We start from the raw sequence: 25,050 nt of genomic DNA, 5'->3' as shown, positions 1-25,050 counted from the left end.
GCCATGAGTCTGCGGGTTTGTTTTTCCGGAATGTATAAACGGAGACACAACTATGGATACCTTTGATCCCGTTCTTCGTCGAGATCTGCCGTGTAGATATCGAGAGCCTGGCGCTCACCCATAGGCGCTGCAACGCCACGACAAATGCTGTCGCCCACACCCCATTATGGAGGTCTGCGATGACTAACACCTTCGACACCCCACAGCCGCCCTCACTGGCCGATCTCGAAGACCGGATCCGCAACATTGAGATGCAACTCGAGACATTCTTCGATGCAGTCGCCGCGACTGATACCAGCGGCGCAGCGGGTGCCACGCGAGGACATAGGAACAGCCCCTTGGCGACAACACCCTCCAAGACGGAACGGTCGCCACGCCTTGCTGAGGAACGAATCACCGCACTAGTGAAACTCGCCGCCACCTTGCTGATCGAGCGTGACAGCGGCGCGCTATTGTTCCGAAACCGCCGTGCCGGGTGCTGGGACATGGATGGCAGGATGATCGGGGCAGGCGCGACAACGGACGATGCTCTGATCGACGCAATCGCGCATGAGGGAGAGGACACTGCCGGCGAGTGGATTACTGCGTCAATACCACGTGGTGACCTCGATAGACTAGTCCTAGATCCCGCACTTGCGCGACTGGCAACGCTCGCTCAGCTTGTCAACGAGGAAACAGATGAGCCAGTCACCGTTGCCACACAAGACTCCAGCCGACCCTCGCTTGACGATCACGAGCGGCGGATTCGGGAGATCGAACAATTGGTTCAACACCTGAGGGATGCGGATACGCGCTGACAAGCTTACCAAGTGGGCTCAGCGTTGATACCACCTCCCGGTGATGGCGCATAAGGCACGCCGAGGCCTGTATTATTCATGCCCAAATGACCGTAGATGTTGCGCCCAGACTTACAACTCTCGGCGATCCGTCGGAGTTGCGGTGGTCGCTGCCGCTGCACGACAAGGTACCGACCGCATCCGACGAGAAGCGGACAAAGCCGAGATCGGTTGCCTGCCACTTCCGCGCGACAGCTATCGGCCAGAAGCGGTACAAGTTGTAGATCTACAGTTCTATATTCTGCTGATAGTTCAGATCGCGTAAAACGGGCATTCAGTGCTCACCATAACAGGCGTGCAAAAGCAGAGCGAAGCGGCACTTTTTCTCCTCTTGACGGAATTGTTAGGCATTCCTCGTGTCATCTTTGAGTCGACCCCTAAGGAACTTGCCCGCAGTTCCCTTTAGCTCGCTTCTGTCGAAAAGCTTACCTTGGAACTGGAATTCTCGATCAATGCGAACGATTAGCAACTGCTCAAAGTTTCCTTGGCGCTTGACGAGTACACGGTCGCTGGCTTTCTCAGGCGAGATGGTCTTTACCTCAACAATCTTTCCGGCAATCGTACCGTCAGAACCGGCCTTGTGTGTCCCATGACGGCGAAGTCCAAATTTGATCTCAGCATAGATCTCTCCTAGTTCACCCCAGACTTGTAAATACCTACCTGTGTTCTCGAAGTGGCGTGTAGCGCAATTAACTAGATCTTGGAATATCTGCGTCTGTTCTAGGATGCTACAGGGAAACCCATCCCTACTCTGAAAAGGCCTGCTTGGCTTAACTGCGTAGGCATCATCCTCTGGCTCACCCTTAAGCTGAGAATCGATCCATTCTCTGCTTATGTACTCCCACTCCCAAGGCGCCGCGCCAGAGCTCGCAGCATCAGCCATCTCCTCTGGATCATTGCCAAGCTCGTTCATTTCATAAAGGAAATCCCAATCGCTCATGATTTCTCTCGCCTAACGTTTCGCGTAACAGGCAGGCAAATGCATAGCGAGGAACAAGCGACGCTTTTGCCTGTACTGGTTGACGCGTTTGATATGTGATTTTTTCCTAGCGACAAACGCTTGGGCAATTAGCGCCCGTTCCACCAGGACCGGAATAACATGGACCACCCGGCCCCGAATAGCATCGACCTCCCGGACCATCATAAGCAGGACCACCAGGACCGTCGTATGAAGGACCGCCTGGACCTGAGTATCTTGTACCGCCAGGGCCATCATAAGCCGGGCCACCGGGACCTGAATATTCCGCCCCACCAGGTCCGGCATAACACGGACCACCAGGACCTGAATATGCACGACCACCCGGACCATCGTAAGCAGGGCCGCCGGGACCTGCATAGCAAGGACCACCAGGACCAGCGTAACCTTTGCAATTACATGGATCTATCGCAAATACTGAGCTGGATATGAAAAACATCAATATGCAAGAAAGTAATTCTATTTGTCTCATGCACTTCTCCTTTTACACATAACGTTCCGCATGAGCGGCTGAACTAGCACCAGAGCAGACCTTACTCTGCGATCGAATTCAGATGTTTGCATGTGATTCAATTTAGATGTGAATTAGTGCTTTGGGTCGATTTCGAATTCACCCATAACGACATCAGTCTGTTATCGCCAGACCCGTACAGCCTTGTTGCCAGTAATAGCTGCCCTATAACGAGTCATCGAACTATAGGGAAGCAGCTCCTCCCGGAGGGGTTACTTGCTTGTCCCAGAGCAGGTGGCAGGGATCACTGCTAGGTCAATGAAAAGCGGGGCAACTAGATTACTTGCATGCTACGACTTCCATCTCAACCCCATGTACTTGTCCAACAGGTGGAAGATAACATCCGTATCAGTGAGAGTGCTGAACTGAGGTACCTTTGTCAGCGATACTTCGCGCTTGATTTTGTCGAGCACACCATAATCCTTCTTCCTCATCTCAATGCAGCCATAACTACGGAGGAACGAGGAGGTGCTCACTTCGAAATCTCTACCCCTGAACACAACCTTTTTGTGGGGATAGAAGTAACATTCGTCGTAAACGAAGTAGCCGTTCCTCTCTATCTGTTCCTCGTAGAATCTCACCCGCCGGTCAAACGTGACATGCAATAGGAATCCATAGAAATCAGCAAGGTTTGCGATCTGCTGCGTTTTGTTCTTGTTAAAAATGACGCCCTGCTCGTCAATGGAGATATTGAGGGTCTGTCCGCCGCTGAAGGTCAGCGTCAGAATTGCCTTCTCAGTTTTTCCTGTCTCCACGAAATTTGTCTTGTGAGTCGTGATCGATCGATAAAATCCGATATGTATGATCGCGTTGATGTCGTACGCGCGACCTTTCCATGAGAAGGTATTGCCAGACAGATTGAAGTCGCTGAACTTCTCGGAAAGTATGCTCCGACCTGAAGCAATATCCTCCAGTGCTTCGACGTCCTGCTCAACGCGCTCGGATACCTCTGGGATTTCAGAGAACAATTCCTGAAGCAAGCCGGTGAGTCTCTGAGACTGTGTTAGCATGTCGTGCTTGTTGAAAAGATCGATGGCGAGACTACGTATCTCATAGGCCAATTCATGGCTTGATTCATGATCGATGCCGCGCGCCTTGGCGCTCAACTGGATAGGCTGAGCGACTTTGTCCCAGTTGCGCACCACGGCAGTGAGCTTGTCCACATACGATTTGACGGCGGCTTCGCCAATGTTCGCCGAGTCACGGGCGGTTTTGATCAGCTTGTGGACGTTTTCTGCTTCCTTCAGAAGGAATCCCTGGGTTTCCACCTCATAACTGTCAACAAGGTCATCAACTAGTCCAGGGGCGTGTTCCTCGCCACCTGCCGTGGCCCCATCTACTGCGTCAGTCATTACCTGGATGAGTGTCGTCGGTGGCAATTTATCGAGCGCATCCTTGATGGCGCTACGGTAGTAGCGTTTGCGTTCCGCCAGTTCGGCTTCGACCTGATCAAGTGCACGCACTTCTGGGAAGCCTGAGACAGCGCGATCTTCATTGATGTCCCGCAGGACCTCTTCGGCATCAAGATCGTCCGCAAGGTAGGCAACCTCCTGAATAAAACCGGCCAAATCCTCCGCATCGTGCTCGCCGTTCACGGCCTCGAACGCAGCTGCGAGCAGATTCAAATGCGCAAGCGTGGGCAGGCCGGATTCCTCCCTGACTGCCATAGGGTTATGGAGCAGGCTTTCGACCAGCTGGGATGCCTTTCGCGGAGAAACCCCGGGAAGCCATGCGATCTCCGCGCTCAGCCTAGTACGTGGATTCGTCAGATCAGACCGAGCCTTCTGGCATACATCGTGGTCCAGCTCCAAGGACTTCTCTTCCGCCAGCTCAACGATGCGCCTTCGGTCGTCACGGGTCGTTGCCCCCAGGACCGCAAACGGCGACTGAAGTAGCCATTTGAAGCAGATTGTTATGCCCACGCAACTGTCTCCCTTGAATTTACCCTAGCGCCGAATCGAACTTAACTGCAACGTCAGGCATCGGTTATAGGCTGCGGCCCCGTTTGATTTTTCAGTAATGCAGGCCAGTTGAATGGAAGACTTTTCCTGATAGCTCAAATCGTCGAGGCTCGGAGTTCTAGGCGCGTTATGCAGCTCTCTGAGCTGCCCGACCAAGCAGCGGTTGTAGTTCGCCGCACCCTCAGATTTAGTCGTGATGCACGCGAGCTCAATGGCAGATGTCTCTTCGTAGGAAAGCCCTGACATGTTAGGTTGGCGGGGGGCACTTTCAAGCTCCCGCAGCTGTGAGGCTAGGCAGCGGTTGTAGCTTGCCGCGCCCTCTGATTTGGTCGTGATGCATGCAAGCTCGATGGCAGATTTCTCGTCGTATGAAAGCCCTGACATGCTCGGTTGGCGGGGGGCACTTTCAAGCTCACGAATCTGTGATGCCAGGCAGCGATTGTAGCTTGCTGCACCCTCCGACTTGGTAGTAATGCACGCCAGCTCAATCGCAGACCTCTCGTCATACGAGAGGGATGCCATGCTTGGCGTTCGGGGGGCTGAAGCCAATTGTTCAAGCTGTCGATTAACACAGTCGTTGTAGGCGGCAGGCCCTTGTGTCTTAGCGATGATGCATGCTAGTTCGATGGACGAGCGCTCGTCTGTTGTAAGAGAAACTTGATTCTGGCGGCTCAGCCCAGAAAGATCAGTTGAACGGAAAGTAGATGAATGTGAGCTATTGGCAGGACGGCTCTCTGGCTGAGGTTGTGACGGGCGTGGAGGAACTTGCTGTAGCTGGCGCAGCAACACTTGGTCTGCGACACCCGTGGCAGCCATACCCCTGTCCTGCTGAAATGCAATGATGGCTGAGCGGGTAGCTCTACCCATTAGTCCATCTGCGGTACCGGCGTTGTAGCCAAGCTCATTGAGTTTCCGTTGAATGGCTTGCACCGTCGCATCCGGAGCAGGACGTGGCTGCGCCGGTGCCGATAGGGAGCCAGTAGATGAGCCGCGAGCGAATCTGCTCCTGCCTTCGGCCCGAAACTGGATCCGGTACGGTTCTATGTCTCGGCGCGCGTGTTCCAACGCACCACTTCTATAGCGAAAACTCCCGCAGCGGCTGTTGTAGTCGGCTACCATCGCATTGAACCGATCGACATCGAACTCGCTGTAGTTGTCGAGAGCGGACTTCGCGCCATCCATGCGGATTTCTTCGGCCAGGCAGTATCGAATCTGAGCTGTCGAAAATATGAGGTCGCGTCCGGCCGGCGGCTTTGACTCTTCCGGTCGCGATGGTACTTGATGTTGTACAGGAGGAGATGATTTGCTTGGCGCTGTGTTTCGTTCAGACAGAGAATAAGCGGGCGCCGGAGATGTGGCCTGCGCCGACTGACCATCATACGGGTCTATCAACTGTGTGGGCGGAGCATAAGTAGGTGCCGGCGTTGAAGGGTTCTTATCTGCCTCGCCGATGAACCATAGCACACCGATGACAGCAGCGATGCCCAACAACCATTTGCCGCCGGAAGAGCCTGAAGAAGGCTGCGCGGGCGCTTGATAGGGCTTCTGACTGGGTTGTGACTCTGGTTCAGCGTGATGCGGAGCTGAGTGTGCGGCACTAGATGAAGCACCGGCGGTGCCCGTAGTCTCTTTCTTGTCGTTAGAAGGCGGCAGCGTCGTGTCCACGTCGGACACGAGCGAAGAAATCCCAGCAAAGCCTTTGGCTTCATTCTTGTTTTGTTCTTCTTCTCCCGCCACCACCGTTGCCCCCTCAGATGAATCCGATACGTCGTTTCTTCTCACCGCCTTCACGTTCCCGCGCCGGTGTCGTCCGCAAGGCGGCCAGCAAACTGGCCTGATCTAGCCTATCCTTGCCTGAGTGCGCGGCGAGCCTTGCACCTTCGCGCACGACAAAGGCGACATCGGACAACGGCCTTCCTGCGAGTTCGTGCGCCAACGGCGTGGAGTCCACGTCCGGCTCCTTCGGCAAGGAGGACAGCAGCTTGTCTAACAGGGACTGCACCTCGATCTCACTTGCAAAGTCTACCTTGATGACATGATCGAAGCGTCCCCGGCGCTGGATGGCAGGGTCGATCATGTCAATCCGGTTCGTCATGGCTATGATCAGTACCTCGTTCTTTACTGCCTCTGGAATGCGGCGGAGAAATTCGGCCATTTCCTCAACGCGGTGATGGCCAGACCCCATTTCACGATCTGCAAGAAACGCCTCCATCTCGTCAATCACGAGGACTGAAGGCGCGTTCTCCATAGCCTTCTCGAATACCTGTGCGACCTTCTTGCTGGTCTCGTGGATGTAGGGACTGGCCACGCTGGATGCGTCGATCTGGAAGCTCGGCCACCCGAGAAAATCAACCAGTCGCTCGACCGCAAACGTCTTTCCGGTGCCCGGAGGACCGTGCAGGATCACTGCCGACGGGAACTCGATGCCGAGCGCTTTGTAGCGATCACGATTCAGGATAATGTCAACAATGTGTTCGTTGAAGAAAGAAGCCAGTTCTGGCCGGCCAGCCAGTTCAAAGACCTTATTGCGTTCGGCTGTAGCTTGTTTAACTTCTTCAGTCTTAGCCCCAGCTGCAATTGCTTCTGTTTTCTCGGGAAGATTGGTCGTTTTGCGATCAAGTGGAATAACTTCAGAGACCTCGAAGCCTGCCGCTTGAACAACATCTTTCAAGTGGCTTGCCCCCAGCCAACTCATTGTCTGGCGTAGTCTGCGAAAAGACGTGGCCGGAATACTCGCCCCGCCGGTCAGCCAGTAGCCAAGAACGACATCATCGCTGGTTCTCGAACTTATGCTGTAGGTCGGGAGCAGCCGCGTGATCTTCTCGACGTACAGAGCATCCTGTAGCGCTGAGCTTGCATCGATCTCGCGCGTTGCCTTTAACGCAAGGGCGAAAGCGAGCGCTTCGGCCTTGTTGTCAGGTGACTTTGCCTCGCTGACGGGGCACAGCATCTGGCTCGGTCCACATGAAATTGACCGAAGCTGGAGGTCGCCGAATTGGAAGGCGCTGAACGTGCCGCCATCGATCAACCCGGCATCTAGCCATTGCTGCGCCAGCGTGTCATGCACCACGAGTGCCCGCCCACCACCTTGGGTCTCAAGAATCTGCCAGCCAGTCCCTTCAAACAGCGCGACGTGAGACTTTGCACCGTCAGGCAATTTGAATCCGATGGGAAGCCACGCGTCGAGCGCCATAGATCAACTCCGCACGATGTTCGCACCCGCCAGCATGTCATCCTCGCCCGCAGAACCGATGCGGATGGAGTCGAGATGGGCGACCACGGCACGCAATTTATCGATGTCGTTGGCCTTCAACGCCTCTGCTCCAGCAGCCACGAGCTGAGCATGTTCACGAACATCGGGGAAGAGGTAGCTATCCTCAGCCAGCCACTTGAAACGTTCAATGACGAACCAATCCTGACGCCACAGGATCATGAAGTTTCGACTCCGCAATTCATCCAAATGTGATTCGAAATCGCTGTTGGGATTGTCAATCGCACGCTGCGCTGTCTTGACCAAGTTATCGAACGACGAAGCTTCGGTGGGTCGAGCGTGCTGGCGTACGGCCTTGTCGAAGAAGTCGACAGCCTTATCTAGTTCAAGCTGGCGAATGTCCTTCAGGTGTTCTTTGCGAGTCAGGGCCAGTAGCCGCTTGGCCTCTTGGACGTGGTCCATCGCCTGTTTGGCCGTTTCGGGGTCAGCCTCACCAGGCTTGATGGTGCCCGCCTGTTCCAGCTTCTCCCGAGCTTGCTCCAGACGCGCGTCATCGACCTTGGACTCCATCTCGTCGAGTCGCTGCAAGGTGTGCTCCGACTGCTCCTGGATGTTCTTCGCTTGATTGGTGTAGTCGACCTTGCCTTCCTGGCTGGAATAGAAGTTGCGCCCGCTTTTGAACGAGCCGCTGATGGAAGGAACTGACACTTCCAGGACAATGTTGCCGGAGTCGAGCACTTCGTATTCGCAGATCAACTCTGCGCCAGCGGCGATGACGCCGTCGTCGAAGTCCGACCCCTTGATCTCGAACATCCCGATGAACCGGTTGTCATTGATGGGATCGGAGATGTCACCCTCCCATAGCTTGAACTTGATCGACCCGGTGCTTCCGGCCTTGAGAGACTCCCCCGCCTTGAAGGACTTCTTGCCCTTCTTGGGCAACTGATCGCCTTCTCGCACGAGGTAGTCCAGAACCAAGCGTCCGCCGACCTTGTCGCGGGCTTCCACGCCGATGGAGTGAGACGCGGGAATCGCATCGATGCTGGCGGCGGTACGCGCGATGACGATCTTGTCTTCATGCAGGGAGACGGGGCCGCCGTTAGAATCGAACACGAACACTTTGAAGACGTTGTCGCCCGGCTTGGCAAGGTTGAGTTCGACGTTTGCGCCATCCTTGAGCGCAATGCGACCAGATGACCACCCGGTATCCAGACTATCAATCTGAAACTCGACACCTGCCGGAGCGTGACTGCCAAGCTTGGCGACAATCTTGGCCCTGGTGTCCGGCGTACGTGAGATGTAGTTGAACGAAAGGTCTAGCGCACCACCAGCACTGATCGCGCCACGAGCGCTCTTACGCCCGCGACTTTGGGAGGTCCAGTCGATAGACTCAGCAAAGACCGCTGCACCTTCCGCAACGGCGGTCATGGGGTTCACATCGGTGGACGGCGCGATACCGAGCTCGAAGGCTACCTTGTCGCGTAGAGGCTTGTAGTGGGTCGGGCCACCCACAAACACGACGCGTTCGACATCGTGTGGACTCAAACCGGCCTTTTCGAGCGTTTCGCGAGCTGACTGGATCGATTCCTCCACCTTCGAGGCAATCAGACCGTCGTACAGTTTGCGATCAATGGTGATGTCGATGTAGATCTCCTGGCCAGCCTGATCGCGGGCACCCAACTCGGTTTCAGGAAGGCTGACGACGGCTTCCTCCTTCTGCGACAACTCGATCTTTGCCTTTTCCGTCGCCCACGTAGCCATTCGCAACAGGGATTTGAACTGTGGATTGGTTATCAAATCCTCGGGAAGATCGAAGTTCTCAAACAGCCAGGGCTTTACAATGTTGTCAAACAGAATTCGGTCGAAATCACGCCCGCCACACATGGCGATGCCGCCGTGCGCGAGAAGCGTCACGCGGCCGGATATACTCTCCGCGATAGCAATGTCGAGCGTACCGCCGCCAAGGTCATAGACAACAAAGACACCGTCGCTCTTACGCTGCCGCATGACGCTCATCACGGCGGCCACCGGCTCTTGCATCAGCGCGACTCGCCCGAGACCAGCCGCATCGGCGGCAGCCATCGTTGAGTCCTTCTGCATTTGGTTGAACGCCGCTGGAACTGTAATGACAGTGCCGGTGTCGCCATCGTTTCTGATCTCTTCCGGCAGGTAGCCGTACAGCGCGCGCAGCACCTCGGCGGAACACTCTTCCGGCGTCATGATGAGGTTCACTGCTGGCAGTTTCACGGGCGTGCTCGTGCCCATGAGTCGTTTAAACAACACCGCAGCGTTGTCGGGGTTCCGGGCGGCATTGTTATAGGCGCGCGAGCCGACGTACTTGTTGCCACGCCGGTCTATGAAAATGGCCGATGGTGTGACGTCGTGCTGTTCAGGACTCTTATAGAGCCGGATGGACTCACCATCAAAGGAGCAAATGGCGCTGTTGGTCGTGCCAAGGTCAATGCCAACGTATTTCATGCCTGTACTTTCCTCAGCATCACGGTACCCTGTTTGCGGAGGCCATTTGGCCCCATGATGATTGGTTCCAACATCTGATCGACGAGCAGCACGTCGTCAGGACCGAAGTCTCCTAGGTTCAAAGCGGACGCCGCCATACCCGGGTCGTAGGGCTGACCTTCGACGTTGACCAGCTTGAGGCCATTTGAGTCGAGGCTCTCCTCGACTTTCTTCTGGAAGTAGCGGAGCTGATTGGTGTAGCGGCCCGACTCACCTGCATCGAGTTTACTGACGACCTTTCCGAACAGACGCGAGAAGCGCCAACTCTCGACAGCGATGTCGATCAAGGACTGCTCCATCCGCTCGCTTTCTTCATTTGGCTGGCCCATCAATCTCTCCCGTGTCCTCCAGTTGGCCGGTTTTCCATCCTTTGACTGCTACTGAATCTACTGGCTAACCCCAACCTTAGAGAATCGCCACTCCCGTTGCCCTTGGGCAAAATACAGGACAGCAGCTCGCACCCGGCCTAGATGGCAACATGGCCTCGGTGACGAGCCATGGGCAAACAGGTACGCCGGTAGCAGCCTTACCCATAATTTAATCGCAGCGGACCGGCGGGGCGGCCAGAGCGCACGACGGCGGATGAAGTAGCCGCTCGACATAAACTCGGATTTGGCGCGGAACTTATCCACTGCCTCCTAAAAGGTCAGTTCCATTTTATTTCGATATCTTTAAAGTAGGCGCTCGTCATTATGATTTATTAGGCATTCAATGACTGAGTGAACAAAGCCGCGCGAATTCTTATTGCCCGCTTGCAGCATATTCTTTTCTAGTATGTGACAGCTTACTGCATCTTCTACCGCAGGTCATGCCGGAACTAGCGGGGGGGCCACGGAGTGGATCCAGGCTGTGCAGGCCCCGGCCTTCGGCAGCGGGTCGGAGGGAGCCGCGAACCCGAGACCGCGCCCCGGCCCAACTTGGCCAGGCTCGTGGGCGGTGAAGCCCCCACGGTGACGGAGCTGGGAACCCAGCCGCAAAGTGGAACGAGCCCCCCAGTACAGGCGTAGCCGTGGGTGGCTGTCGCCCGAGAGCCGTTTCCTTGGGGTTCCACTGGGTTAAGACCCACCAGCCCTTTACCCGTCCGTCCTCATCTGCCACACAGGCGTACCCCGCCTCACCGACGCGCTGAACTCTGCTCGGCCCGCCGCTCGACTACTAGTGGATGCCACGCTCCATGTCCGGATGATCATCCGTTCTGTCCAACGTCGAGTACTTGGTTATGATTCCAATTTTGATTTGTAACTACCGCTTCTGGCGAGAAGCGGGCGAGTCCCTGAATGATTGTTCGCCGATGTTGTAAGTCTGCTATCGGCCAATTGTGTTGAAAAACTCTCTGTCGGGTACCGAAAGACAAACACTTCAGAAATTCTGACCTCGCAGGAAGGCATAGGAGCGACGATCTCCCTTCGAGGAAGGGTCTGAGCACCCCGAAAGAGAACGGCATCGGGCGTGCAACTGAGTTTCTCAACAGAATCGGCCAGAAGCAGCTGTTTATGGGATATCTCGACGAGAACTATTTTCACGTATTCGCTAGGCAGGAAGACAGGAGGGCGCACCCCTGCGCATTCCTAAAAGGATCAATGCTCTCGCACCACCGAAGGCTCAGCATCGACATTTGCGGCTCATGCCGGCAAGCGCCAACAAGCCGCTGGCGAACAACCATACCGCTGTAGGTAGCGGCACCATCGAAGGAATTGCAGCCACATCACCATCACGTACAGCCCACGCATGTAAATAAGGACTGCCCATGCCTTGGGCTCCCTGTCTACCAGTGGAGCTGAAGCTCCATGCGTAACTATTCCCAAGAGATGAGTAGATAGTACCTGACCAATAATTGAACACGATGTTGGTAAATAGGTAATAATTATCATTATGCGTAGTAGTAAGAGAATAGCCTGCTACACCACCCAGCTCATTGTAGAACAGGTGACCCAGCTCGCTACCCGTGCAGTTTATTAAGCCATCGTTTGTTTGTTGGCAGCTAGGATCTGGTTCCAGCGTGGTCGGCAGACGCCAGTCGTCATAGGTAACGTTGCGCACACTATCGTAATAGGACAGATTCATCGCCCAACTGACTGCGTTCTGCCAATCCATTGCACCATTGCTGGTGCCATCGATACTGTCATAAGACGACCCGGCACCGTAATTGGCATTCGCCAGCCAAGTGATGTTTAGATCGGTGTCGTAAATTAGACCGCCACCTCGATCGATCAACGCAGCTTGCGCCGCACCACTGATCGCAACAAGAAGACTGGTGCACACGGCACCTAGGATCGCGTGTTTCATGGGATGCACATCCAGTATTTATATTTGGTATTCGGGATCGGAGCCATCAAATTTAGATGAAAAACGCTCTATTTATCCGCGCTCCCAACAGCGGATCCTCTGTCCATATTCGCCGACTGTTTCCCTGTGCATAGGGGGCCAGCAGCGCAGTTTCTTGTAGCTGAAAATACTATCGAAAGATCAGGAGGGCAATTCCTGTTTACGGAACCAATGCCCTTGTAAGACTATGCTGACAAAACCAACTCACTCAGCAAATACGTGGCAACGGTCGCTTCGGGTCGAAATCGGAAGACGTGTCCTTGAAATATTAGCAAACACTGAATTACGGAGTCCGACCCAAAACAGTCCTGGGGATTCGCGAATTCGCTCTGCGCTATACGGACGTGAGTCGGCCAGTTGCAGTCCTAGATGGCCTTCGAGGTCTCGTATGTTGCGTGAATCCGGAATCAATTCGGACGCTGACAACAGATCACCCGTTAAAGGCCAAGCATGCAACGACCTCGGCAGTGTGCCCCAAAGAGCCATCGCCAAGACAAGCCACCGCAATCGTTACGTCGCACATCGGATAGGCGATCGACAGCGCATCTTGAATCGCCGATCCGGCTGATTCGAAATCTTCCAGTCGGAGCTGATCCGGTGCTGCGCCATAACTGCAAAACAATCCACGCGGATTGCCGCGCAACGGGGAAGCGATGTCGATACGCCCGTCGAATCCGGGCGTATCTCCGGTCGTGTTCGCTTTTGCCAAATCAACCATGGTGACAGTGGCGATTGCCCAGCCATGCACTGCTTCCTTGAGATCGCCAAGATCGAGGCCGATTAGATTCACGCGATGATCGAGCGTGGCAGCAACCAGCGTATATGCAACACGGGTGACCCCTGCTCGATCATAGTCTGGGTGCGATCCTGATTTGACGACCACCAGACTGTCCACGGCCGCGCGTAGCAAGTGCAATACGGTGGACTTCACGGTCGCATCGAGGCGGTCGGCCGCGACCGGTTCACTGCATAAGGCCATAACAAGGTACGATCCGGCCTTGCGTGCCGCTTCACCCGCCTTGGTCGCATCGTGCACGGCCTCGGCGTCATTTGGATCGACGACGATCATGACGTAGTCCGCCGCCTCGCCCGCTGTGGCCAACAATTCGTCACCAACGAGGAACGAGGGGGCATTTGCAGTGCTGTCTATCGTAAGCATCGCTTGACGAGCAAGTGTTGATCTCGTCGGCACTGCATGGCTGTCGTAAAACGAAAGGTGCAGGCGCGCTATGACGGAAACAGCGGAGCAGTCCACGCCTAAGATGATCGTTCTCATGCGACGAGTCTTCGACAAATTAGAGAGGGCTAGAACGGATTCCACTTCTTAACGGCTTCCAAAATTGAGCCAGCTATTTTATGTGAGTCTAGTTCTCCATTTGTGGTGAGTTTTTTGATTGGAACAGATATATGTTTTCTGTCGTCTTTTATCTCGCTTCCGATGTTTTCAATCTCCCAATATATTTCGCTAGGCTTACTAGCAGAGAAATATATTGCGCACAGAAGCCGACTTCTAGAGTAGCTCTTCCACATTTCTATGCCTATGGCGTGCCATTCTGTGCTTGAAGGCTCTTCGTCGCATACCAGAGCAAAATATCCGGGCCCCCAATTGTTGCACTTTGATAGGACTGGCATGCTCTCCTGAGCTATGCGGCGCGCATCTTGAAGCAATGAAACACAGGAGTCCGCAATTTCAAAACACGACTTTAACGCGTAATTGCGGCGTTTCTGGCCATGCGCACTCACCTTCGATAAAAACATGCCAACCTGTTCCAGCTGCGGAACTGTGATGTTTTCACGATAACTCATGCCCATATCCTCCAAAAGGTCGACAAATGCGTCACAGAGAAATCTGTCTTTACTGCTACGGCGGCTTGATACTTCAGAGACCGCGCGAGATACATCTTGCCAGCGAAGGTGATTCACGCCTAACTGAGATAATCGTGCCCTCGATATCTCTGGCCAATTCTTTGTGATCGCTACCAATACCTCGGTGCCAGAATCAATATAGTTCTTTAGCTGGTCTTCACCTAGCACAGCGCCAACCTTGCTTTCGATAAATATTGGCTTACTTGCGCCCGTCCGTTTAGTTCCTTGGGTTGGCTGTAAACATAGGTCTGGACGTATCGTCTTGTTAAGCGGCGTGACCGGTTGATAGTCACATACCCAATTTTTATAGTCTGGCACATCACCACGCATGCCACGTGATTTCCAAATCAATGAAAGAATGGTATTCGCAAATGCAGGAGACTGCGTAAAGCAAGCATGGAATGCTCTAGACAGGTAATTTTCAGAAGGTTTGCTTCCTGCAAGCGCAATAAAGAAATTAGAGGGGTCGCTTCGGATTTGCTTTGACACTTTATCCACGGAATGACGTCTCCTGTTGAGTAACTTCATCTTGGTACGCATGGCTCGCATCTAATACTTCACGTACTACCTCGTAACGCAGACTTCTTGGGTTAAGGATTACTGCTCCATCACCCCACGATAATACCCACCACCGCAACTGCCAACTATCCGCGACGGTCGCAGTCAACAGCAATTCCCCGTTCTTGCGCACGATACGCATGTCCTCCGACAGCGGGGTCTCTTCGAGCGTGCGCGCCAGCGTTTCGCTCACGCGCGCCTTCAGTCGGATCATTTTGCCGTTGCCGAATTGCAGTGCGCCGTCCGCGATGTAGGTGTCGATGCTGAAGCCTTTCGGCCGGCGTGCCGGTTCGTCGATCACGCCCGCAGCGATGAACCGATGAACGGCATACAGATGCGCGTCGTCATAATCGAAGGCGGTGGCGACGAGGTAGGTCACCGGGCCGCGCTGAACGAGCGCGAGCGGGTGCAGGCGCTGTTCGGTCTCGCGGCCGTCAGCGGAGCGGTAGCGGCATTCGATCTGCTTATCGCGCAGCAGGGCGTCCTCGATCCTGGCGAGCAACTCGGCGTCGATGGTCGGCGGCAGTAGCGGGAGTGTGGGCGGTACACTGCGGATTTTGTCGGCCCAGGTCGCGATGTGATTGCTGCCCGACAATTGTGCGAGAGCGCGCTCGGCTTGTTCGAAACGCGGTCCCAGTACGGAGAGCACTGACGCAGGAAGCAGTGGCGCGAGAAAATCGCGCAGCAGCGTGAGTGAGAGCGCATCTGTTACGTCCAGTGCAGGAATGTCGAGCCCGCAGTGCTTCATCCAGTACCATCTATGTGCAACGCGATCTCCTTCGCCGTCACAGATCAGCGGGAAGATGGCCGACAGCGCTTTCAGGTCACGCGCCACCGTGTTTTTGTCGACGACGTAGCCCCTGTCAGCGAGCAGGGCCTGCAATTCGCGGGCGGTATGGCCTGGTGCCCTGTCGGGCAGTAGCTTCAGCATTGTCCATTGACGCGCCATCGCATTGCCCGCGTTCGATCTCGGCATGGTCAGCGTCCCTGAAGGAAGTGCGCCAGGCGCACCATGGCGAGGGTGTCCTGGTTGCAATATGCAAGCAGCCCGTCGCGCAATTGCCTGCGGCGGCGTGCGCTCGTCTCCGGCGCGTTCATTTCCAGATAGGCCTGCTGGGCCATGCCGCCATCGCCGACGAGCAGGTTGCCGTAGTCGAGTTCCGGCGCGATCGTCGGCAACACGGCCTTGATGGACCAGGAGCCGCGCATGTCGGGATGGTAGTAATGCTCGCGGGTGATCGGGAGCAGGTCGACCAGGCGTTTGATTATGGCTTTCAAAGGTGATCGCTGCTTAGGAAAGTCGGCGGCCAGTTCTTCCAGGCGCTTGCGTTCAAAGGTGATGTTGTAGACAAAGACCGGGCCGGTGTCGCCGATGGCGTCGAGCAGGCTGTCCATGAAGGCGCGGCGCGGGTCGAGGTCATCGGCCGCAAGGAACCCGTCGGCGCGCAGCGTGCCGTTCTTCGCTTCGCGGTGACAGGACCACTGAAACGGCACTTGCTGGTAAGGCCGGGTTCCGGGCCAGATCGGCACCGCGGGATTGATGGTCTCGAAGTCCAGGTAGTAGCGCGGATAGCCGAAGCCGCGCAGCAGCGTTGCGGCCCCGGCGTCGAGCAGCGGTTTGCCGGTGACGCTGCATTGCCAGACGCGGAAGTGGTGCGGTTTGGCGAGACGGCCCTTCGGCACGTCGCGCAGATCGGTATAGCCTTCGGCGCGCAGCGAGCGGGCGAGCGTCTTTCCATGGGGCAGGATCTCCGGTGGATAGCCGTCCGCGTCGTCATCGCCGTTGCAGTAGTCGTGAAACGGGCAGGGATAGGGCTTCGTGCACTGGTCGCCCGGCTCGATACGCGGTTCCTTCTTCTTCGACAAGGTCGCGCGGGCGCCCTTGACCCAAACCGGCACCTCCCGAGCCAGTGCCTGCGCGTCGCGTGTCAGATCGACGTGTGCGAACAGGCCGGCATAGTCGGCGCCGCCGGGATAAACGAACGCCGTGTCGATGTGCGCCACTTCCACGTGCGTGACTTTAAGGCCGGCGTTGCGCGCTACCCAGGCCTGCACGGCGCTGTCTTCGATGTGGTGATCCTTAACCTCAGACGTTGCCTTCACTTCGACCAGGCGGTGCCCGCCGCGCGCGGGCAGCAGCAGATCGGCCCGCACCAGGACGCCGTCATGCTCGAAGGTCGCCTCGAACAGCGGTCGCCGCGGCGCGCTGTCCAGTGCTTTTCGCGTTTGCGCAAGGCAGGCGCGGAGGCTCTGTGCTTCGATGAGGATGCCGTCGCGGTGCAACGCGCGCGCCACGTCGCCGACCTGAAGCCCAGCACTTTGCCGCAGCCCGCCGTCGTCGTCCGGCTCGGCGAGATCGGGCCGATGGGTCTCCAGCCAGAGCCGTTTGGGGCACTGGCGGTAGGCCAGGAGTTTGGATTTGGAGAGTCCGTACATCTGTTATTGTCCTTTGCCGGGATACTAGCCCAGCTACTGTGACGATACAAAGCCGATGGGGCGTGGCTGGCGATCCGGCTTGAGGACGCACTTGGCCCTCAGTGCATCGACGAAAGCGGCGTCGTCGGCAAGCGGTTGAAATGCGTGTGCCGTGCCACGGCCGCGAAATCGCCGGGGCTCAGGGTAGTCAGTGTCGCGAGGTCAGGCTTCAACTTGGACGCGGGCACACGTAGACCAAGCACCGCCCAGTAACTGCGCAACAACCGCCACGCCTGCCTTGGGCGGAGATAACCGAACCGCAGCTTGATATCAAAGTGCCGCAGGGCCACAGGATCTATGCGGTCCATCCGGTTCGGGGTAGCGATATACGCACATTTCGGGGTTAGCGCTTTCGACAAGCGTGCCGTCGCGGCGCGTTTCTCCGCTTGCGCAAACAGTCGACGTATCTCTTGTACGACAGCCCGTCGGTTGAACCGTTTGGCTCCATAGTCCTCGCACTCACTGAACCCAAGGACCGCCGTCAGGCATCCCGTGGATACATAGAAACCGTCTTCCTCCAGCCAGTTTAAACACCCCCTCAAGGGGATCAAGGCACGGAGAATCCACAGGTTCATCTGCGGCGAAAGCGCGGCCGAGGGCGTCGGCAGGTCAACGTCCGTCTTGTTCGGGGTGTGGCGGATGGTCCGTGGCATGGCCGGCTCCTGGTCTGCGTGTCGACCTTAGTATCCACCACCACTACGACAAAATAGGTCGCACGACCTAAATCGTCGCAGGCCCGCGGTATCGTGGCCCCTGAGTCTCAAATCAAGGGGCAAGGGCATGGGCAAGTTGCATGAAGCGGTCATCCGCAACGATGTCGAGTCGCTGAAACGGATTCTCACCGGCGATGAGGACGTGGATGCTATCGACGCGAACCGCAATACGGCATTGATGCTGGCTGTTATGCGGAGCGCGCAGGTGTGCACTGATATCTTGCTGGCCGCAGGCGCCTCCACAACGAGCACAGATCAGATCGGACGCACGGCACTGCACTTAGCTACGGTATCTGGCCACACCCCTACCATCGGGCTCCTCATCCAATACAACGCTCCATTGGATAGGTGCGACATCTTTGGCTGGTCACCGCTCATCCTGGCGGCGCGCCAGGGTTCGCTGGAAGTGAGCGAGTCCCTGCTCGCCGCCGGTGCGTCAGTGGATGGCGTCGATAACGGTGGATGGATCGCGTTGTTTCATGCCATCTCAGGCGGACATTACACCGTGATGCACCTGTTGATTGCCGCAGGCGCGAATCCCTTGCGCAGAACGAAAACCGGCTGGTCCGCCTATCACCTGCTGTGCGCATGCGGGCGTCGCGATCTGTTTGAGACACTTGGCTGGCAGGGTGACTACGAAGGGCTGCGTGATAACGACGGTAGATCACCGGGATTTTATGAAAGGTCGTTACATGATCCACGATTCTGATCCAGTGGGCTGTTGGTCCGGATCCGGTGCCAGTGCGGGGCCGAATAACAGTTGCACGTCAGCATCTCGGAGATCACCTCGCGGATATTGTCCGCCGCCTCGCGCAGCCACATATCCGTCAGCTTGTCGACCACCGCCTGGGCCTTGTCCTGTACCGCGCAGCGATCATCAAAGGCCAGTTTTAAATCCCTCATTCGTGCGGCTAGCGGCTTCTATCCGCACGGGCAGATATTGAACCGCTTCATGCGGTTAACCCTGATATAAAAGTCATATCCGGCCGGATGACATCCCTCGCCAGCTTTTGCTACCATCAAATCACGTGGCCAGGATGCTGACTTGAGCTAAACCCGCATGACAACAGACTCACACCTTTCAGAAGACGCCGAGTCGGTACTGCGCCGCAAGCAATTCTATTCACTCGCCGAAATGCGGCTCGAGGCGTTCATCGCTACCGGCGAAGGCATCGACTGGAAGGACATGAGCGCATACCTCCAAGATCGGGCAGCTGGCAAACCTGGAGTGCTGCCAACCCCCAAAAAGCAGACAGATCTCTGGAATATGATCCGCGATCTGAAGACTTAGGCATCGATGATAGGCTCAGCAATTACTGGAAGCCCATCGCATGATCAACCTATATATTCCCCCAGACGAAATCTTGCCTGAACTTGATCGACGCCGAAACGATGGCTCGCTAGCGCGCGATACAATCACTTCATACCCCTGCTATCAGTCGTGCCCGTCTCAGCCAGATCTGCTGAAGCAGATTTCACCGGCCGGGATGCGACCGCCGGAGCATTACAAATTCGGCGTGTTCCTGGCATTGTCGGACTGACTACGCTCACAAACCTTGCTGCCAGCACACGATCTCAATGGCATCAGACAAACAGCACAACAATGCGCCAATTAGCCGTGAGAGGCTGTACGAGCTGGTTTGGTCCGAGCCGATGCTCAAAGTGGCCGAGCGGTTTGATGTGTCATCCAGCTATATGGCCCGGGTTTGCACACTACTCAACGTGCCTCGGCCTGAACGTGGCTATTGGGCCAAGCTTGCAGTAGGCAGGGCACCCGAACAGCCTTCATTACCCGAAGCCCGCCCTGGGGATCAGCTGACTTGGACCCGCGATGGCGAACCACCGGTCGTGCATCGAGTCCCACCGAAACCGCCGGCGCAGACTGCGCGACGGAGATCTCGGCGCACCGAGCCGCGCCCGGCACAACATCGTTTGCTTGTCGGCGCCAAGGCATTGTTCGAAGCAGGCCGACTTTCCTATAACGCAAACTATCTGAAACCCAGCAAGCGACTGCTGGTCGATCTGACTGTCACGAAAACGGGTCTCGACAAGGCGTTGGCCTTCGCCAACGAGCTGTTTCTAGCGCTGGAGGAACGCGGATACCGCGTCGTCATCGCTCCCGATGGAGAATCGTTTCACAGAGCCGATGTTGACGAGCGCGAAGCCCCGACAAAACAATCTAACTACAACAACCTGTGGCGACCGGCACGCTGCACCGTCGTCTACGTTGGCACCGTCGCGATCGGACTGACCATCATAGAGATGTCGGAAGAGGTTGAGGTGATTCACGTGGGCGGAGAATACGTCAGACTCAGCGAGTACACCCCGTCGAAGCGGTCGCGCTATGCCGCCGGTCATACATGGACGACCACACGTGAATATGCGACTAATCGCCTCTGCCTCCAGGCTTACTCGCCGTATCATCGCGCGAAGTGGAGCCATCAATGGCGTGAATCGAAAGATCGCGATTTGGCCAGTCGCATCACGACCATTGTGAAGGAACTGGAACAAGCTGCGGTCGAGATCTCGCGCCTAGCCGAGGAAGGCGCACGCCAAGCAGAGATCGAGAACCAGAAGTGGAAAGCCCAACACGAAGAATGGGAACGAAAGCGGCGCGAAGAAGAGGCCGCAAAAGCCCTTCAGGATAGCAAGGATGAACTGCTCAAAATCATCAGCGCCTGGTCGCAGTCCATGCAGCTTCAGGCATTTTTTGTGGACGCTGAAAACAGGATCGCCCAATTACCCAATGAGGAACGCGAACGAATGCTCGCACGCCTCAAACGTGCACGCGAACTGATAGGTAGCATTGACGCGCTGGAAAGATTCAATTCCTGGAGAGCGCCAGAAGAACGATAAGCCAGACTGGGCTAAGACCTAGACGAGAGCGGATTAACTTCTTGTCATCTTCCCCGACCCGACCACTATCAACTCCAACCCGCGGCATCCAGACAAATAATTGACTAGCCTAGACTCATCTGGATAATCCTGTATTTCCACATACAGCCGCAGGCCACAAAGATGTTTTTCAAAAATATACGCCGGGAAGCCGTATACGAGAAAATCGCGCAAACGCTTGTCGCACGCCATGACATCGAGAAGATGCTATCGAAGTTAAATGCCCATTACCCAGACGTCGACATGATGCCTAAGGAGATTCTCTTCCGGGTTTCCCAAGGTTATGACGCACAGATGCACCTTGACAAGGTCATGTGCGAACTAATCGAAAAGGCGTATAGACTGGGCATTACAGATGATGAAATAACCTCGGTTATGCGCGCGAAGGGGCTTGCGCACATCATAGATGAGGTTGATGACGAACCTATCCTCGAACCACTCAAATCCGACACTCTACCGCCAAAGGCAGATCCCGTTCGCGCGCATGATCGAGCCTCGAGCCTTCCTCCACGGACGCTCGCCGAGTTCGTCGCCGGTACTGTTCAGATCAAACTCGGTGAACAGCACAACATCGACGGAGGCCGTGCGCGTATTGCTCTTTTAGCAGTCATCTTCGCGCTCTGTAATTCCGCAGATGACGTCGAAGGTAACTACTTTGATATCTGCAACATGTATGGACTAACGCAGACCGAAGCGGAGGGATTCTCTGAATTCTACGCGTCGGCAGATGAACACCTTGCTTTCTGGATAACCAACAAGGTGTTCGAATTGAGGGACGAGGCCCTTAGAGGAGAAACACCAGCAATTGATGAAATCATCAAAACAACAATCGAGATCGCTGCACAGGAGGAATTTCCGCAGCTTATCGGTGATTTACATAGGCAAATAAGGTAATCAGAAACTGCCTGTTGATTTGCACCTAATGTCGACCCAGGTTTTGTATCGAATTTTGACCCGCCCGGTGAATCTGAGTGCAGCTCAGGTCTTATTCGGTTTTTTAGATTTCGCCCTCCAGCTCACGTTTTTCACTCCAGTTCTCCTGCCAGGGTTCCAGCAGGATAGGGGCTATACGCGAGTCAATTTTCGATGCAAATTTCTAGCTCAAGTGGACCAGTTTCAATTGCAAATCAATAGACAGCGGGCAGGCTCGTATAAACCCCTATCCCGTTATACTAGATACAAGGAAAAGCTAGTATAACCGGGTCTGGATGTGCAAGAAGCAACCTGAACCAGTCAAGATTCCTAATGAGAAAGGCCCGTCTCGCCTTTCCGTTCTAGGGCGGCGCATATCAAACAGACGGCCTTGGCAACCGACCATTGATCTGGAAAATCCCGATCGGATACTCATACACCTCTTTGCCGTGCGCGGCCTGGAACCGCACATGCTCGCCCGTCAGCTCGCAAAGCCAGGCCTCCTGAAAGATCGGTTGCGGGTTTGCGAATGCCACTGGTGACAGCAGCGCTACATTGATCCCGCGGTCCGGATCACGTGCCGAGAGGAACTCGAACGCGTCGACGTCGGCGGCGCGCAGGTTGGTGCCCAGGGCCTGCGTCTGGCTGTAATCAGCCGGATGCGTCAGCACCGCACCGTGTTCTGCAAATGGGTTTTGCTGTAGTTGCAGGCCACGCCCGGTGCGGTACTCGGCGCCAAACAGCGTGTGCTGGGTATCGAGCTTGCCTGGCGGCGGCGTCTCCATGTCATGCCAGAAGACGAACCGGTAGTAAGCAGCTTCGGCCAAGACCGTCCGCGTCTCCCAGGATCCATAAAAGAGACTCGGTTCAGTCCGTTTGCCGAACCGGGAACCGTGCTTGAGCGGCGGATAGCGGAAGGGAGCCGCTAAGAGATAGTGGAGATTTTCTGTCCCGGGGCGCAGTGCCGGCTTGGTCGCCTCCAGCATTTCCTCGAGCTGCGACTGGCGCGTGAGCGAAGAGACCAGCTGATTGGTGGCTACCTGCTCCTGGCTCTCTACCAGCCGACGCAGGGTACCGGCCAGCATCACCGGCGGCGTGGCCGCCAGTATCGCGGACCAGTCAACCACTCAGAGCTTACCCCGGATGGCGTCCAGGTACTGGAGGACCTCGACCAGCCCTGGGACGTGCTTGACCTGTTCGGCAGGTATGCCGCCGGTTCCGTGGTTCGGGGTACGCATCCAGTGTCGCATTTGGGCCGGGTCGCCGCCGACCAGGACGAACAATGCGCGGTAGCAGCGGACGAACAGTAACGCCAACTCGCCGGACTTGCTCTCGGGGTCGATGCGCCCGCGGCTGATCGCGCTACGGTCCTTGCCGATGATTTCGCCCAGCTCAGCCTGACTCAGTCCGAGCTGCTGGCCGGCGCTGCTGAAAGCCTCGGCGAGGATGCCGGCCTTGTCGGCGTCTCGTGAAATCACTTGGTTCATGAGGTCACCCCCCTACTGTGCATAAAGCACATATTAGCAGTTATTGTGCATTTTGCACGCCTGCGCAGAGGTTTGACGTCTTGGTATCCACTTCGCTCAATTCGAGCCATCCAAACAAACGTTTATTTTACTTATGAATCAATATGTTGATGCGCGATCAGGAAATCTCTTTAATCGCGGCACTTAGGTCAAATAATCTCAAATTGCTTGTCATCAGGTCTCGCCATTAGTGGCGCAGCGTCAACTAACATATTGTTTTTACTTTCTATATGATCTCTGCAACTGAGTCGCGGAACGGGAGCCGCAGGGCGCAACAACCCGAGAGATCGCACACCAAAAAGGTATGAATCAATATAAAACAGCTAGTTAAGACACATAAAAGGGGTATTACGACATTGCCATAAACAGCGACAATAGGGTCCGCGAAGTATGGTGCGGCGACAGGAACGCAATAATCTTCGTAACTGTCTATCATTCAACAGTTTTCTATGATCCGGAAATATACCATGCCCCCGTTCATGCCCCCGCATGTCTGGGTTTGGCGCGACGCCCTCGGCGCGCTTCTCTCGCTGCCGGCGTGGCCACCGGGCCGAAGGCCGGTGGCCAAGGGGGCGGTATTAGTCGAGCGACGGTAGGGTTAATGTAGTAGACCGTCTCACGCCCCTCGCGGCGCTCCAACACCATACCGTCCTTCACCAGCCGCTTCACCGATCTATTCACTTGCGCCATGCTGACGCCGATATCGTCCCCCACGACGCCCAGGGACTCTGTCGGGACTCGCTGGCTGTCGGCGTCCATCATCCCCGCCAGAGAAATAAACACATCGGCATCGATCTTTGACCGGCGCGCAAGCTCGTTTATCCGCGCTTCGCGCACAAATACGCGAACCTGGTCATCCTCATGCTCGTCGTGGAAACTCATGTCTCACTCCCATCTTTTCGTTTGTTGCTCACCACCGCACATAGCCTGGCGCGCTTCGCTTCCCGCAGGGCGCTATCGCCTTGCTCGCTTAACGCGCCCTTGTGCAAGTGGTTCGACCCCATCCAGCCCACTTCGGGATTAAGGCGGTATGCTTGATTTAGCCCACTTCTCGGACCCTTGAGCAGTAATCCTTTGTCTGTTAGCCGCTTTATACTGCGGCTCACGTTCTGTGGTTTCATCCCCAGCTCTCTGCTGATCTCTGTCTGCGCCACCAGTATCCAGTTCTCAAAATCCAGGCGCGCAAGCATCTTGAGCAAGACGCGCAGATCCGCGCCTTGCAGTTCGCTATCTTCTGCCATCAAGTCCATTGCGGTCTTGCTCATCGCTACAAACCCCTCTTTCTCAAAGCCATTTTTGCGCCTCGGTGGGTGGTAGGCAACAAAACCTTCCTTCTGGTCACCATCCTCGGTCACCAACCCCCCCGGCCCTTGTTTGCCGTTTGGATTTGAATTCTGCGTTAGTCGAATATTTGCCATTTTCCCGCCCTTAACCGATAATCATTAAAGATAAGTATCGCATCATATATGATTACTATCAACCCCCCTATTTTTACTTGTAACTTATTGTTTATATTTATCTTTTACATTTTCTATTTTCTTGCTCTTCTTTAGATATAGGGTTTTAGGTGCGTTTAGGGTCATCCCGCGACCCCCCGCCGAAGGCTAAACCCCGCAATCCGCCGAAGGCTAAACCCCGCAATCTGCACAGGACTCGGAAAACCCTAAACCTCGCGGTTAAACCCTGGACGCGCTGCGCGCTCTGCCCCACTCCCCCCCGCCCCTCGCCGGCGAGGGGCGGGGGGGAGTGGGGCAGAGCGCGCAGCGCG

Annotated in this window: 22 protein-coding genes and 1 pseudogene; 5 read left to right on the top strand and 18 right to left on the bottom strand. The window is 55.8% G+C overall.

The annotated features are described in order from the left end of the window. Window positions 1–179: 179 nt before the first annotated feature. The gene (locus tag K8I04_03865) at window positions 180–797 is read left to right on the top strand and encodes a hypothetical protein (GenBank protein ID MBZ0070850.1); all 618 of its coding nucleotides are present in this window, start codon (window positions 180–182) and stop codon (window positions 795–797) included. A gap of 382 nt (window positions 798–1,179) precedes the next feature. On the opposite strand, the gene K8I04_03860 is transcribed toward K8I04_03865, so the two are convergent. The 13 genes and pseudogenes from K8I04_03860 to K8I04_03800 all read right to left on the bottom strand — a co-directional run bounded on the left by K8I04_03860 (window position 1,180) and on the right by K8I04_03800 (window position 17,889). Beyond that, window positions 1,180–1,776, bottom strand: coding sequence for a hypothetical protein (locus K8I04_03860; GenBank protein MBZ0070849.1), 597 nt, complete (start codon window positions 1,774–1,776; stop codon window positions 1,180–1,182). A gap of 12 nt (window positions 1,777–1,788) precedes the next feature. Continuing rightward, a complete protein-coding gene (locus tag K8I04_03855; protein ID MBZ0070848.1) occupies window positions 1,789–2,172 on the bottom strand; it encodes a hypothetical protein in 384 nt (127 codons plus the stop codon). Window positions 2,173–3,126: 954 nt separating this feature from the next. After that, a pseudogene (locus tag K8I04_03850) lies at window positions 3,127–3,990 on the bottom strand (hypothetical protein). 279 nt (window positions 3,991–4,269) lie between these two features. Beyond that, complete coding sequence (locus K8I04_03845) at window positions 4,270–5,466, bottom strand: peptidoglycan-binding protein (GenBank protein MBZ0070847.1); 1,197 nt, start codon at window positions 5,464–5,466, stop codon at window positions 4,270–4,272. A 568-nt stretch (window positions 5,467–6,034) separates the two neighbouring features. After that, window positions 6,035–7,477, bottom strand: coding sequence for an ATP-binding protein (locus tag K8I04_03840; GenBank protein MBZ0070846.1), 1,443 nt, complete (start codon window positions 7,475–7,477; stop codon window positions 6,035–6,037). A 3-nt stretch (window positions 7,478–7,480) separates the two neighbouring features. Then, complete coding sequence (locus K8I04_03835; protein MBZ0070845.1) at window positions 7,481–9,973, bottom strand: Hsp70 family protein; 2,493 nt, start codon at window positions 9,971–9,973, stop codon at window positions 7,481–7,483. Further along, window positions 9,970–10,341: a hypothetical protein gene (locus tag K8I04_03830; protein MBZ0070844.1), complete on the bottom strand. Its 372-nt coding sequence runs from the start codon at window positions 10,339–10,341 to the stop codon at window positions 9,970–9,972. The genes K8I04_03835 and K8I04_03830 overlap by 4 nt, the downstream gene beginning before the upstream one ends. Window positions 10,342–11,614: 1,273 nt before the next feature. Continuing rightward, entirely contained in the window at window positions 11,615–12,298 is a 684-nt protein-coding gene (locus K8I04_03825; GenBank protein MBZ0070843.1) for a DUF1566 domain-containing protein, read from the bottom strand. A gap of 469 nt (window positions 12,299–12,767) precedes the next feature. Further along, window positions 12,768–13,613 (bottom strand): hypothetical protein, encoded by an 846-nt coding sequence (locus K8I04_03820; protein ID MBZ0070842.1) that lies wholly within the window; start codon window positions 13,611–13,613, stop codon window positions 12,768–12,770. A gap of 29 nt (window positions 13,614–13,642) precedes the next feature. Next, complete coding sequence (locus K8I04_03815; GenBank protein ID MBZ0070841.1) at window positions 13,643–14,701, bottom strand: hypothetical protein; 1,059 nt, start codon at window positions 14,699–14,701, stop codon at window positions 13,643–13,645. Continuing rightward, entirely contained in the window at window positions 14,694–15,737 is a 1,044-nt protein-coding gene (locus K8I04_03810) for a WYL domain-containing protein (protein ID MBZ0070840.1), read from the bottom strand. The genes K8I04_03815 and K8I04_03810 overlap by 8 nt, the downstream gene beginning before the upstream one ends. Before the next feature lie 2 nt (window positions 15,738–15,739). Further along, window positions 15,740–17,197, bottom strand: coding sequence for a DUF2779 domain-containing protein (locus K8I04_03805; protein MBZ0070839.1), 1,458 nt, complete (start codon window positions 17,195–17,197; stop codon window positions 15,740–15,742). A 98-nt stretch (window positions 17,198–17,295) separates the two neighbouring features. After that, the gene (locus K8I04_03800) at window positions 17,296–17,889 is read right to left on the bottom strand and encodes a hypothetical protein (protein MBZ0070838.1); all 594 of its coding nucleotides are present in this window, start codon (window positions 17,887–17,889) and stop codon (window positions 17,296–17,298) included. Between the two features lie 127 nt (window positions 17,890–18,016). Between K8I04_03800 and K8I04_03795 the strand changes: the two genes are divergently transcribed. Beyond that, window positions 18,017–18,658: an ankyrin repeat domain-containing protein gene (locus tag K8I04_03795; GenBank protein ID MBZ0070837.1), complete on the top strand. Its 642-nt coding sequence runs from the start codon at window positions 18,017–18,019 to the stop codon at window positions 18,656–18,658. Here the strand turns inward: K8I04_03795 and K8I04_03790 are convergent. Further along, complete coding sequence (locus tag K8I04_03790) at window positions 18,625–18,852, bottom strand: hypothetical protein (GenBank protein MBZ0070836.1); 228 nt, start codon at window positions 18,850–18,852, stop codon at window positions 18,625–18,627. The genes K8I04_03795 and K8I04_03790 overlap by 34 nt on opposite strands. Window positions 18,853–19,009: 157 nt before the next feature. Between K8I04_03790 and K8I04_03785 the strand changes: the two genes are divergently transcribed. From K8I04_03785 to K8I04_03775, 3 genes are all read left to right on the top strand, one after another. Further along, complete coding sequence (locus K8I04_03785; GenBank protein ID MBZ0070835.1) at window positions 19,010–19,240, top strand: hypothetical protein; 231 nt, start codon at window positions 19,010–19,012, stop codon at window positions 19,238–19,240. Window positions 19,241–19,527: 287 nt separating this feature from the next. Beyond that, window positions 19,528–20,805 (top strand): hypothetical protein, encoded by a 1,278-nt coding sequence (locus K8I04_03780; GenBank protein ID MBZ0070834.1) that lies wholly within the window; start codon window positions 19,528–19,530, stop codon window positions 20,803–20,805. Between the two features lie 162 nt (window positions 20,806–20,967). After that, window positions 20,968–21,738 carry a hypothetical protein gene (locus K8I04_03775; protein MBZ0070833.1) on the top strand — a complete coding sequence of 257 codons (771 nt, stop codon included), beginning with the start codon at window positions 20,968–20,970 and terminating at the stop codon, window positions 21,736–21,738. A gap of 395 nt (window positions 21,739–22,133) precedes the next feature. Here K8I04_03775 and K8I04_03770 read toward each other — a convergent pair whose 3' ends face one another. The 4 genes from K8I04_03770 to K8I04_03755 form a co-directional block, all read right to left on the bottom strand. Further along, on the bottom strand, window positions 22,134–22,883 hold the full coding sequence (locus tag K8I04_03770) for an RES family NAD+ phosphorylase (protein ID MBZ0070832.1): 750 nt from the start codon (window positions 22,881–22,883) through the stop codon (window positions 22,134–22,136). Next, window positions 22,884–23,243, bottom strand: a complete 360-nt coding sequence (locus tag K8I04_03765; protein ID MBZ0070831.1) for an XRE family transcriptional regulator — start codon at window positions 23,241–23,243, stop codon at window positions 22,884–22,886. It abuts the gene before it with no gap. 516 nt (window positions 23,244–23,759) lie between these two features. After that, window positions 23,760–24,164, bottom strand: a complete 405-nt coding sequence (locus K8I04_03760) for a hypothetical protein (protein ID MBZ0070830.1) — start codon at window positions 24,162–24,164, stop codon at window positions 23,760–23,762. Next, a complete protein-coding gene (locus K8I04_03755) occupies window positions 24,161–24,700 on the bottom strand; it encodes a MarR family transcriptional regulator (GenBank protein ID MBZ0070829.1) in 540 nt (179 codons plus the stop codon). The genes K8I04_03760 and K8I04_03755 overlap by 4 nt, the downstream gene beginning before the upstream one ends. Window positions 24,701–25,050: the final 350 nt, after the last annotated feature.

This window comes from Gammaproteobacteria bacterium (genome assembly GCA_019911805.1).
Lineage (GTDB): Bacteria > Pseudomonadota > Gammaproteobacteria > Thiohalobacterales > Thiohalobacteraceae > JAHJQQ01.
Note: the sequence above shows the minus strand (reverse complement) of the source record. Positions and strands in the feature narration are given on the sequence as shown.